The following is an 11,423-nucleotide window of genomic DNA, read 5'->3' on the forward strand; positions in this document are numbered from 1 at the left end:
GCTTTATGCAGAGCTTCCCTGGAGTTGCCGTACGCGGAGGGTTTCATCGAGTGCGTCGCGATGGGGCTGTACGATAAAAGGCGACGGAAAAAACTACTTCCGTCGCCTTTTGCGTTCTTGAGAATCGGTCGCAAAGGGCAGCTCTTGGAAAAATTCGCCAGGCCTTCCCGCAGCAACTTTCACCGGAGCGCGTCAAGGCGCTCCCGGGCGATGCGGGCGGAAAAGGTCTCCTTGCCCGCGTCCCGTTCCAAAGCCTTGCCGTACCATTCCTTGGCCTTCGCGGTGTCGCCCGTTTTTTCCAGGTTCTGTCCGTATCCGACCGCCCAGGCTGTGAAATCCTCGTCGGACATGGCCGTTTCCTCCGCGAGAATCGCCTCGTAGAGGGGGAATGTCCTCTGAAAGTGTTCCATCTCCTCGTAGGCCCTGAGCAGGCGTTTGCGCGCATCGGGAACGAAGGACGAGGAGGGGTAGCGACGGAGAAGGCGCTCGAGTGAAAGCGCGACCTGGGGAAACTTCGGCGCGTCGTAGGCGAGGAGGTAGAGGTTGGAAAGCCTCCAGAGTGCCTCGGGGGCGCGTTGCGCGTCGGGACACTCGGTGAGGACCCGATCGTACAGGGAGATGAAGGTCCCGATCTGGTCCGCATCAGTGTTCGCCAGGGTCCTGAAGAGTTCCGTCGCGAGGCGCTCCTGTTCCTCCAGCGGGAGCGGAGGAGTTTTTTCGATCCAGTCCGGCGGACCGGAGGCGTTCAGCGGGTCCGCAGTCTGCTCCCGGGGTGTCCGGTCTGCCGTGGTGTTTTCCTGAAGATCCAGCACCGGCGGTGGGGGCAATTCGTCCTGGCTCCCCGGCGGTGGCGCCGGCGAGGGATGCGTGTCTCCAACGGGAGGTGGAGGTTCCGTCGGTTCAGGCAGCGGCGGCGGCGGAGGGAGCGTGTCCTCCCGGGAGCTTGTGCCGCCCAGTGGCGGCGGCGGGGGGAGTAAATCCTCCAATGAAGGAAGTCCTTCTTCGACGGAAGTGATCCGTTCCTCCGCTGTCGGCGACGGTGCCGGTAGGGATGCCGTCCCGGAAGGGAGCGGTGGGGCCGGAGTGGGAGATGCGAAACCTCCCGGTAGTCCTTCCGTCGCAGGAGGTGTGGGCATGGTGGCGGGTTTCTGCGTTGCGGATGCTTCCTGCCTCGCGATTTTCGCCATGGCCATGTCCACGGCGGGAGCGAGGCCGGGATTGCTGTTTCGCGCCTTTTCGAGCGCTTCCCTGGCTTCGCCGAAGCGTCCGAGGCCGAGAGCGATGATGCCCTGGAGATAGTTCGTCTCACCGAAGAATTCCAGGTCCGGTTTTCGGGCGAGCGCCGCGTCGAGTGCCTCGGAGGCCTCTTCCCATTGCTCCAGGGAAACCAGCGTCGAGGCCAGGTAGTAGTGTCCCATGACCATTCCGGGACGCACGGCGAGTCCCTGGCGGATGGCCGATGCGGCCTCTTCGTGTTTTCCCATCTCCTTCAGGGCCAGGCCGAGGTCCACGTAAGCCGTAGCATTTCTCGGCTCCGCCTCGAGGATCTGTCGGTAGAGAACGACGGCCCTCTCGTAGTTTCTGTCCCCGTAGGCCTGGAGAGCCTGCTTGTAGAGTGTATCGGTCCGTGTCGCCGCTGTGCCGGGCGTGGAGAGGAGAGCGGCGCAGAACAGGAGGAAAAGGGGAAGAAGCGCGGCGAAGGCTTTCCTCCTTCCCTGCGAGGGCCGTTGGGTAAAACGGGTACTCCAGGATTGTGCGTCGGATCTTTTCATGAACGCATCCTCCCTTGGTCGGTCTTCGGAGTGCTTGTTCGGCCTGATGTGTTCCGCCTTTTAGCCGGAGACGGGGAAGCCGTCTCCTTTTTCCCGTCGAGGAGGCTTTTCGCGCCGGGAGAAATCGCTTTCACCGTACCATGCGCCGTTACGGCACCGGCGTGGGGGATGCGACAGGGCGCGTGGTGTGCTTGGAAAGTTCCGCCACGTAAGCTTCCAGTTTCGTCACATGTTCCTCCACCCTGGGGTCCCTGACGAGGGACAGACTTGCCCGGAAACGGGCGATGGCCTCCTCGTAACGCTCGGCTTTCTGCAGTTCCACGCCCTCCCGAACGAGGCGGGTCGCCTCGTTCTTCCGCTCCTCTTCGAGGCGCCGTCGTTCCTCCTCGGCGCGGCGGGCTTCTTCCTTGCGGCGTTCCTCCTCCTGCCGTTTTGCCTCTTCCCGGGCTTCGATGCGGCGGAGACGCTCTTCGAGGATGCGGATGTGCTCCTCAAGCTTCGGGTCCGCCAGAAGAGGGAGGCTTTCCCGGTACTTTGCCACGGCCTCTGCGAGGTGTCCCGCCTTCTGCAGGGCCGCCCCCTCCTCGCGGAGTTTTTTCGCCGCGGCAAGGCGGGCCTGCTCTTCCGCACGTCGTTTCTCCTCCGCTTCCCTGCGCCGCCGTTCTTCCTCCCTGCGGAGGAGTTCTTCGAGTTTCTGCGCGTACTCGGCGATCTTCGGGTCTTTCACGAAGGTGAGGCTCTCCCGGTATTTCTCCAGTGCCTCCGGGTAGGATTGAGCTTTCTGCAGGGTCACGCCCTCGGCGATGAGTTCCCGGGCCTTGGAGAGGCGTGTCTCAAGAGCGTCTATCTGTTGCGCCACCTCCGGGGCGGAGGCTGCGGCAAAGCTTTCCCGGAATTTTGCCAGGGCCTGGGCGATCTGTTCTTTGTGCAGCAGATCCTCGCCCTCGCTCCGGAGAGCCTTTGCGCGCTCCAGGCGTTCCTGTCGTTCCTGAACGCGTGTTGTCAGCACCGCGATTTTTTGATCCGTCTCGGGGTCGGCCAGGATGACGCGGCTTGCTTCGTATCGTTCCAGAGCTTCCTCGATGCGCCCTTCCGCGGCGAGAGCATCCCCCTCGATCGAGAGTGCCGCAGCGCGTTGTCGTTCTTCGAATTCCGCGCTGACCCGGGCGAGTTCCGCCGCGGCAGCCATGTTTTCCGGGTCCAGTGCGTGGGCCTCGCGAAGCAGGGCGACGGCTTCCACCCCCTCGCCCCGTGCCCAGGCGGCCAGTCCCTCGTCGAACTTTTTCGCGGCGTCGGCACGTTTCGTGGCGTCCTCAAGGGTTTTTTCGTCCACGGTGACGGAGAAAACGGCCTTGCCCTGTCCGAGTTCGGTTCCCTCCCGGTCGGTGGCGGTCACGAGAACCTCGCACTCTCCGGTGGTGTGCCTGGAGAACGCCGTCTCCGCACCATGGAGTTCGCCTACGACGGAGGACCCTTCGTTGGTGGCCCAGGAAAAAAGCACCTCTCCATCGAAATCGGGGGAAATGAGGGCGCGCACGCGCATCTTTTCAAAGACCGCGAGTTCTTCTTTCAGAGGGACGAGCCCCTCAGCGGGCTTCCAGATCCGGGCCCTGGGCTCCTCCGGGCCGAGAAGGTCGACCGTCACGTCGTAAGGGTGGATCTGCAGAGATATGGAGGCGGAGGCGAGCGTTCCCCCCATGTCTCCGGCGGTGAGGTGGGCGGTGAGGGTGGCTTCTTCGGCCTTGAGGGAGCGGAAGAGAAAGGCCGTTCCCTCGTCCTTACCCGCCGCCGCGGCACCTTCCGTTTCCCAGAGGATGGCCCGTTTTGTCTCGGGAATGGCGGGGGAGATGTGAGCCGTTACCGTCACTTCCTGTCCAACGTAAGGTGTTTCGGGAAGGGCGGAGAGGGAAAGTGCCAGGGGTTCCACGTTGAGAAGGAATTCCTCGGAGGTGCCCAGAGGGTGGAGCGAATCCTCGCCCTGTTCGAGGACGGTGCAGCGGATGGCATAGGTTCCCGCCTCGGGGAAGAGAGCGGTTACCTCGTTCGGTGTCGCCTCCGCCGAAGCGGTGAAGGGAACCGCCGGAGAGGATTCGAAACGATAGACCACTCTTTCCGAAGGTGCTCCGCCCTCCGGATCGAGAGCGGCCCGGAGGAGAACGGGAATTCCCGGAACGACGGGTTCTCCGGAATCGGGTCTTTCCAGCAGGACTGTGCGGGACGCGGTGGTCGGGGAAATTTCCGGCTCCTCCGGGAGAGGAGGAAGGATGGGCAACTCCGAAACAGGTTCCGCCGGAGTCAACGGAGGAAGTTCCGACGTGCTCGTTCCCGCTGGTTCCCCCTCGCGGAAATGTCGCAGAATCTGCGCCTCTTCCCGGAAGAGTGCGGCGATGTGCGCCGCCGCATCGTTTTCCCTTCGGGAGAGGTCCTTGGGAAGCGGTATGTTCAGGGAGGCGAAGGTTGCTCGTATTCGCGGAGCAGCATCCTGGACGATCTTCCAGTGGGCGCGTTCGAAACGGACGCGATAGAGCCTCCGTTCCGTCTCCGCATCGAAGCCCGTCTCGTGCAACGGGGCTTTCTTGAGGAACTCGAGGGTCTGTCGGATCTTGACGCGCTGCTGTTCCGCCTCCGCCAGAAAGGCCTTTCCCTGGGAAGCGTCGAAGCGGGGATCTCCCGTGAGAGGAGGCAGTCCCGTGAGGGGACGGGGATCTGGTGTTTGACCCGACACGTCTTCAAAATATTTTTCCGCACGTTCCCGGACACGGACGAGTTCCGAATAGACGTCCAGGTATTCCTGGAGTTTTTCCGGCTGGATTTGCCGGAGAATCTCCGTGCCCTCCTGATCGACGCCGAGATCATGGAGCAGCGCCTCTATCTGCTCCACTCCGCCGGAGAGTGCCTCTTGCCCGTCGAATTCCAGTGCCGGAAGTTCGTTTTCGGACATCGCGGGGACATTTTTCGTTGCCGTGTCGGCGAAAGAGGCACAGTCAAGGGAGGAGAAGGAAAAAAGAGCGAGAAAAAGGAGAAACAGGAACCAGCGGAGAAGAGGGTGCTTCCCGGGGTGATGGTCCTGTCGTCGGGAAGAGATCCGTTCGTAAAGGCGGTTACGCTCCGAGGCGCTCTTCCTGTGAGAGGCGTCTCGTGTGCCTTCGATGCGGCCTGTCCGGGAGTGGAGATGAACATTTCTTCTTCCGTTCTGCGGGAAAGCGCTTTCGGGAGTTTTGAAAATCGCTCTTGCCATGGATGAGCACCGCCTTTCCTGGATGACATGAGGATGATCCGCCCTCGGCATCACATACATTAAAGAGAGAGCATGCCTTTTGCACGTTTCTCCGTCGATTCACTGCCGTGATTATCCCGCAAGGTCGGATCCGAGGCAAGGGAGGAAGTGACAGGGACCTCGTCTTTTTTCGGTGGTGATGCAGTGACTTGAAGCGCGAGAAGCAGCCTTGTTTCGAAGGAGCGGGTTTCCTTGCGACGGGGAACGGAAAAGGACGAAAAAAGCCCTCACTCGAAGGCGTGTGACGCGGATCTTCGGGTGAGGGCTCGTGTGTTTTGTGCAGAACGGTGTGGAAGGATCAGTTTTTTGCGAAGTGTCGCGCGGCTTCCACCAAGCCTGTGAAAAGGGGGAGCATGTCGTCTCCCACGGTGAGCATTTCCTCGGGATGCCATTGCACCCCCAGGGCGAAGGGATGCCCCCGGACCTCCACGCACTCGGGAATGCCGTCCGGTGCGGAAGCCGTGACCAGCACGTCCTTTCCGGGAACCCGGATGGCCTGGTGGTGGAAGCTGTTGACGAGGAAGGTCGCTCCGAGAAGGCGCCGGATCAGGGATCCCTCCAGGGTGGTGACACCGTGGGTGGCGACGAAACGGAAGGATTTCTGGGAATGCTGAAGTGTCGGTTCCGGCCTTGAGGGAAGATCCTGCCAGAGCGTGCCCCCGAGGGCGACGTTGAGAACCTGGATGCCCCGGCAGATGGCAAGGAGAGGACGTCCCGTGGCCAGCGCGAGATGCGCGGCCTTCATGTGGAAATGATCCAGGTGAGGATGGACCGCGCCGAGACCGAGGGATGGCTCTTCCCCGTAGAGTGCGGGATGTACGTCGTCACCGCCGGGCAGAAGAAACCCCGCGGCCGATTCGGCCTGAACCGGCAAATCCTCCAGGTTTGACAGAAGAGGCAGCACGAGGGGAACGCCGCCTCCTTTCTCGACGGCCTGGACATAGCGCTGGGAGAGATCGCATCGTTCCCGTCCTCTCGCATCGAGAGCGAAATCACCGAGTATGGCGATGAGCGGTTTTTTCATGATGGCGGCATCACCCTCGGTACGAAAAGGGTGAAAAAGTTCTCGTGCTCGTTGTGGCAACAGGGAACACGGTGCTTGTGCGGTGCGGCGGTTTCTTTCGTCCTGGTGAAGTCTTTCTCATGGATGTTCGTGCCTCCAGTCGTTTTGTGTTTCCGATGTGTCGTTCGCGTCGCTCCGGGTTTTCGTTCCGTTGAACCGTCATCCGCGGAATCGGCGGCGCAGCAGCCTTGCGTCATCGGTGCCGAAGGGGTAGTCGAGATAGTAAATTTCCTTCTTGTGCAGGTCCAGGAGGTGCATGAATTCGATCCCGTTGAGGAAGAGCTTGTCCTCCCGGAATCCTCCCTCCAGGGAGACGTCGTGCCCGAAGAGGTTGATCGGCGCGGGGTTGTGGAGGAGTTCTTCGCTCCGATGGGCGATGCGAATGTGTCGTCCCTCCGGGAAGATGTCCGTGCATCCCCGGACGATGATGCTCCGGGAGGCGAATTTTTGCAAGGTCCTTTCATCGTCGTGGTTTCCGAGAACGAGATAGACCTCCGCAGCCGTGGTTCCCTCCAGGAGTTTCAGAAGCGTGCGGGCTCTCTTTTCGTACAGGTCGAGACAGCAGGGACTTCGTTCGAGCTTCACATCGTCCGCCAGGTCACCCGTGTGGACGATCCACGAGGGGGAGAGTCTGCCCAGAAGACGTCGCAGATGGCCGTACATGGTGGAGGGTGTGTCGGAGATGTGGAGGAGCGCGCCTTGCGGGAGTGGCACCTTTCGGACGAGGCGGAGAGAACGAAGAAAACGCTCCATGTTTTCGGCGAGAGGCGTCATGCAATCTCCCCTTCCGAAGGAGGGAGATTGCGGAAAACGGTCAGGAAAAGGTGGAGGGACGAAGGAACTGCCGTCCCTCCACCCGGAAAATCGTCCTTATTGTGTCGCGCCGGCAACATCAGGCCACGGTGATTTCCTTTTCCAGATAGACGTCCTGCACGGCGGAAATGAGCTTCACGCCCTCGTCGAAGGGTTTCTGGAAGGCCTTACGCCCCAGGATGAGCCCCATGCCGCCGCCGCGTTTGTTGATCACCGCAGTCTTCACCGCCTCGGCGAGATCGTTCTGTCCCGCAGCGCCGCCGGAGCTGATGAGTCCCGCACGGCCCATGTAGCAGTTCGCAACCTGGTAACGGAGAAGATCCACGGGATGGGAACTCGAGAGTTTGTCGTAAACGGCGCTCGATGTCTTGCCGAATTTCAGCGCCGTGTATCCGCCGTTGTTCTCGGGGAGCTTCTGTTTGATGATGTCCGCGGCGATGGTCACGCCCAGGTGGTTCGCCTGTCCCGTGAGGTCCGCCGCCAGGTGATAGTCCGCCTCCTTCGTTTTGAAGGCCTCATTGCGCAGGTAGCACCAGAGAATGGTTGCCATACCCAGCTCGTGGGCCCGCTCGAAGGCCTGGGAGATCTCCTGGATCTGACGGTTCGACTCGGGGCTGCCGAAATAGACCGTGGCGCCCACCGCGACGGCGCCCATATCCCAGGCCTGTTCCACCGAGGCGAAGAGAATTTGGTCGTGGGTGTTCGGATAAGAAAGAAGTTCGTTGTGGTTGATTTTGAGGATGAAGGGGATCTTGTGCGCGTACTTTCTCGCGACCATACCCAGGACGCCCAGTGTGCTGGCGACGGCGTTGCAGCCGGCCTCGACGGCGAGGCGCACGATGTTCTCGGGATCGAAATAGAGGGGATTCGGGGCGAAGCTGGCGCCGGCGGCATGTTCGATTCCCTGGTCCACGGGAAGAATCGACAGATAGCCCGTTCCGGCGAGGTTTCCGGACCCGAAGAGTGCCTGAAGGGAGCGCAGGACGGGAATGGGCCTGTCCGAGGCGGCGAAAATGCGGTCCACGAAATCGGGACCCGGCACGTGAAGGGATTCCTTCGGGATCGTGTTGCACCGATGGGCGAGGAGATGCTCCGCTTCGGAACCGAGAAGCGCTTCGATATCCTTCATGGTGGTGCTCATGTTCTCGACCTCCTTCTTGTTCTGAAGGCACACGTTCCGTCTCGCGGATAGCGGACGGATTTTCTGGGGAGTTGTTTTATGCCCGTTCGATTATACAACGAAGAAAGCGATGGCGCGGAAATTTCCGTGGTCCGTGCTAGAATGGGACGTTATGGAATTCATTCGAACCAGTGTTGCGACGTGCGTAAATCCTTTTCGAATGAAGGAAGGTGAAAGGACATGTCAAAAAAAACGGTTTTCGTGACTTTTCCCACGCAGAGAGACGTGCGGAGGGTCTTGGAGGAGGAACTCGGTTCTCTCGCCCGACTGGCCTACGTTGAGGACGTTCCCTCCAGGGAGCGGGTCTCCGTTCTCCAAGAGGTTGAGATCCTGCTGCCCTTCTTTCTCTCCGCGGAACTTTCCCCGGAGGAGTTGGCCTGCCTGGATTCACTCGTCTTTCTGCAGTCCATGCTCGCGGGAGTGGACGACATTCCTTTCGCCGCGATTCCACAGGAGGTAACCATCTGCAGCAATGGAGGCGCCTGGGCGGACCCTCTCGCGGAACATGCCCTCGGTATGGCCTTGGCGCTTGGAAAACTTCTCTTTTGGAACCACGGCAAACTTTCCAGAGGTGAATACGATTTTGCCGAGAAAAGCTTCTGGTTCCGGAATTCCGTGTGCGGCATTCTCGGTTTCGGGGGAATCGGCAAAGCCATTGCGGCCCTGGCGCGGCCCATGGGGATGAAAATTCACGTGATCAACCGCAGTGGCGTCTCCGACGTACCGGTGGACTTCCTCGGTTCTCTGGACGATCTGGAGACGATGCTCCGTGTCGCGGACGTTCTCTTCGTGACGATTCCCCTCACGCGAGCCACCAAGGGCCTTCTGGGAAGCCGGGAGCTCGCGTGGATGAAGGACGAGGCTATTCTCGTGAACGTCGCTCGTGGAGACATCATTTCCGAGAAGGCCCTCTTCGAACATATGCGGGACCACCCTCGCTTCAAGGTGGGAATCGACACGTGGTGGAACGAGCCTGCGGAGGGAAAGCGCTTTCGTGTCAATTATCCTTTTTTCCGCTTTCCGCATTTTCTCGGCTCGCCGCACAACGCGAACCGCGTTGAGGGGATGAACGCCGTGGCGGCTCGCTCCGCCGCGGCGAATATCGCTCGTTTTCTCCGGGGAGAGGCACCGAAGGGCGTGGTGGACAGGGAGGAATACCTTTGAAATCCCTTTCCGTCAGGGAGGAACGTTGTGGGAGTTTCAGGGCGGGTAGTAGGGGAAATGGCGGAGTTCGGTGAACCGAATTTCTGTTATGTTCCTCCCGGAATCGGTACGGGACGGTTCGTTTTCGTACGATGAACGAGAAGGATCGAGAGGAGGAAAGTCCGTGCCCTACAAGATTGTTTTTCTGCGACACGGCGAAAGCGAGTGGAACAAGGAGAACCGTTTCACCGGATGGACCGACGTGGACCTTTCCCCCAGAGGGGTGGAAGAGGCTCACGAGGCGGGGCGTCTTCTGAAGCGGGAGGGCTTCGTTTTTGATGCGGCGTATACCTCGGTGCTCAAGAGGGCGATCCGTACCTTGTGGATAACTCTGGACGAAATGGATCTCATGTGGATTCCCGTCATCCGTTCCTGGCGTCTCAATGAACGCCACTACGGAGCGCTCCAGGGTCTCAACAAGGCCGAAATGGCCTCGCAATACGGCGAGGACCAGGTCCTTCAGTGGCGGCGCAGTTACTCGGTGCGCCCTCCGGAACTCGACGTGGAGGACCCGCGTTTTCCCGGAAAGGACCCCCGATACGCAGCCCTGTCCCGGGAGGAGCTGCCCTCTGCGGAGTGTCTGAAGGACACGGTGGCGCGCGTCGTTCCCTACTGGGAGGATGTCATTGCCCCGGAGATCCGGAAGGGGGGGCGCCTTTTGATCGCCGCTCACGGCAACAGCCTTCGTGCCCTGGTGAAATATCTCGACCATGTGGGCGACGAGGAGATTGTGGGACTCAATATCCCCACGGGAATTCCCCTGGTGTATGAACTGGATGATGGACTGAAGCCCCTCCGACATTTCTATCTCGGAGACCCCGAAGCAGTGGCGAGCGCTGCGGCTGCGGTGGCGAATCAGGGCAAGGCCCGCTGAAAGCTCCCGGAAAGACAAGAAAGGAAGCGATTCGATGACGAAGCGGTTGAAGAGCGCACTTCCGTTGTTCCTTCTTTTGATTTTCTTTACTTTTCCTGCAGGAGCGACGGAGGGGCAGCGGCTGGGAGGGTATGAGCTGGCTGCACTCAAAGGACCTGAAGTGCTCGCCACGGACACGCTATTGGGAAAGCCCGTGCTCCTCGTCTTCTTCACTCCGAGCTGTCCTTATTGCAAGACTGAGCTGACGGAGCTGAATCACGTCGCGAAAGAGTACGAAGAGAAGGGCGCTCTGATGCTTGCCCTCGCTCCGGGATGGACGCCCCATGAGCCCCTGGAGAAAACCGTGGAATCCTGGGAAGTGACGAACATCCCCGTCTACACCGATGGAAAACCTGGTTTCTTTGATGCCTTCGGTGTGCGGGGTGTCCCCTTTTCCGTGATTTTCGACAAGGAAGGCAATGTTGCCCGGAGTTATTCGGGGCTTGTGGCAACGGAGGAAATGTGCAAGGTCTTGGATGAGTTGTTGGAGTAATAAAGAAAGAAAAATAGAAAAAAAGAGTGTAATCTCTGGCAGAGAAGAAAACGCCCGTGCGGCGGAGAGGAGCCTCCTCTTCGCCGCACGGGCGTTTTCTTCTCTACTCTAAGGAGCCTCTGGAAAATGCCTGCCGATCTCCGAAAAACGTGATGCTGTGGAGATCGCGAGAGAGGACATTCCTACTTGATCACAGAGTTTCCCTAAAGGAATACGGGAACGGAAGCCCGTCCCGGTGTCGGCTCTTGTCGGGTGTTGTGGAATTCAGCTCCGGTAGGACTTCATCATTCTCGTGTAGAATTGAAGGAGTGTCCGTTTGTACTTCGCGTTGGCCCGTCCCTTGTACCGGTCGAGGGCTCTGTCAATATCTCCGTTGTAGCGACGAATATGATTTGCCAGGAAGTAGGTGCCTACGCGAATGTTGTTTTCCGGAACCATGAGGTCCTTGAGGGTTTTGATATGCGGGAAGGCTCTCGCGATGCTCTTGCGATGGGCGGACCACTTGATTTGCATGAGGCCGTAACATCCGTGAGCGGAGGTGTTCGCCCGTGCGGTCGATTCCTTGACGACGATGGCTGCCACGAGGACAGGATCCACGCCGAAATCCTTGGCGGCATCGGTAATGAGTTTCGCATAACGTTCCGCGGTCTGGCCGGAGAGGCTCCCATTGCGCTCTCGTAGAAATCTCGCGATGGTCGCTGCCGTTTTC

The 11,423-nt window shown here is 60.1% G+C and carries 9 protein-coding genes; 3 read left to right on the forward strand and 6 right to left on the reverse strand.

The genetic code is table 11. The features are described from left to right. Nucleotides 1–179: 179 nt before the first annotated feature. The 5 genes from Q1K49_RS13445 to Q1K49_RS13465 all read right to left on the reverse strand — a co-directional run bounded on the left by Q1K49_RS13445 (nt 180) and on the right by Q1K49_RS13465 (nt 8,066). A complete protein-coding gene (locus tag Q1K49_RS13445) occupies nt 180–1,772 on the reverse strand; it encodes a tetratricopeptide repeat protein (RefSeq protein WP_300526496.1) in 1,593 nt (530 codons plus the stop codon). A 148-nt stretch (nt 1,773–1,920) separates the two neighbouring features. Continuing rightward, nucleotides 1,921–4,713 carry a hypothetical protein gene (locus Q1K49_RS13450; protein WP_300526497.1) on the reverse strand — a complete coding sequence of 931 codons (2,793 nt, stop codon included), beginning with the start codon at nt 4,711–4,713 and terminating at the stop codon, nt 1,921–1,923. Between the two features lie 634 nt (nt 4,714–5,347). After that, nucleotides 5,348–6,073, reverse strand: coding sequence for a gamma-glutamyl-gamma-aminobutyrate hydrolase family protein (locus tag Q1K49_RS13455; protein WP_300526498.1), 726 nt, complete (start codon nt 6,071–6,073; stop codon nt 5,348–5,350). 198 nt (nt 6,074–6,271) lie between these two features. Continuing rightward, complete coding sequence (locus tag Q1K49_RS13460) at nt 6,272–6,886, reverse strand: metallophosphoesterase (RefSeq protein ID WP_213694829.1); 615 nt, start codon at nt 6,884–6,886, stop codon at nt 6,272–6,274. Nucleotides 6,887–7,004: 118 nt separating this feature from the next. After that, entirely contained in the window at nt 7,005–8,066 is a 1,062-nt protein-coding gene (locus Q1K49_RS13465) for a class I fructose-bisphosphate aldolase (protein WP_300526499.1), read from the reverse strand. A 219-nt stretch (nt 8,067–8,285) separates the two neighbouring features. Here Q1K49_RS13465 and Q1K49_RS13470 point away from each other — a divergent pair, with 219 nt between their 5' ends. The 3 genes from Q1K49_RS13470 to Q1K49_RS13480 all read left to right on the forward strand — a co-directional run bounded on the left by Q1K49_RS13470 (nt 8,286) and on the right by Q1K49_RS13480 (nt 10,714). Beyond that, complete coding sequence (locus Q1K49_RS13470; protein ID WP_300526500.1) at nt 8,286–9,269, forward strand: 2-hydroxyacid dehydrogenase; 984 nt, start codon at nt 8,286–8,288, stop codon at nt 9,267–9,269. Nucleotides 9,270–9,432: 163 nt separating this feature from the next. Next, nucleotides 9,433–10,182, forward strand: coding sequence for a 2,3-diphosphoglycerate-dependent phosphoglycerate mutase (gene gpmA, locus Q1K49_RS13475; protein ID WP_213694299.1), 750 nt, complete (start codon nt 9,433–9,435; stop codon nt 10,180–10,182). Between the two features lie 34 nt (nt 10,183–10,216). After that, nucleotides 10,217–10,714 (forward strand): TlpA disulfide reductase family protein, encoded by a 498-nt coding sequence (locus tag Q1K49_RS13480; RefSeq protein WP_300526501.1) that lies wholly within the window; start codon nt 10,217–10,219, stop codon nt 10,712–10,714. Nucleotides 10,715–10,978: 264 nt separating this feature from the next. On the opposite strand, the gene Q1K49_RS13485 is transcribed toward Q1K49_RS13480, so the two are convergent. Then, on the reverse strand, nt 10,979–11,423 hold a 445-nt coding region (locus Q1K49_RS13485), incomplete at its 5' end, for a transglycosylase SLT domain-containing protein (protein WP_300526502.1).

This window comes from Aminiphilus sp., assembly GCF_029975095.1.
Taxonomy (GTDB): Bacteria; Synergistota; Synergistia; order Synergistales; family Aminiphilaceae; genus Aminiphilus.

What these genes read in the sequence shown, in the direction of transcription:
- Q1K49_RS13445 (WP_300526496.1), bottom strand. Translation starts at nt 1,772, where the DNA reads ATGAAAAGATCCGACGCACAATCCTGGAGTACCCGTTTTACCCAACGG.
- Q1K49_RS13450 (WP_300526497.1), bottom strand. Translation starts at nt 4,713, where the DNA reads ATGTCCGAAAACGAACTTCCGGCACTGGAATTCGACGGGCAAGAGGCA.
- Q1K49_RS13455 (WP_300526498.1), bottom strand. Translation starts at nt 6,073, where the DNA reads ATGAAAAAACCGCTCATCGCCATACTCGGTGATTTCGCTCTCGATGCG.
- Q1K49_RS13460 (WP_213694829.1), bottom strand. Translation starts at nt 6,886, where the DNA reads ATGACGCCTCTCGCCGAAAACATGGAGCGTTTTCTTCGTTCTCTCCGC.
- Q1K49_RS13465 (WP_300526499.1), bottom strand. Translation starts at nt 8,066, where the DNA reads ATGAGCACCACCATGAAGGATATCGAAGCGCTTCTCGGTTCCGAAGCG.
- Q1K49_RS13470 (WP_300526500.1), top strand. Translation starts at nt 8,286, where the DNA reads ATGTCAAAAAAAACGGTTTTCGTGACTTTTCCCACGCAGAGAGACGTG.
- Q1K49_RS13480 (WP_300526501.1), top strand. Translation starts at nt 10,217, where the DNA reads ATGACGAAGCGGTTGAAGAGCGCACTTCCGTTGTTCCTTCTTTTGATT.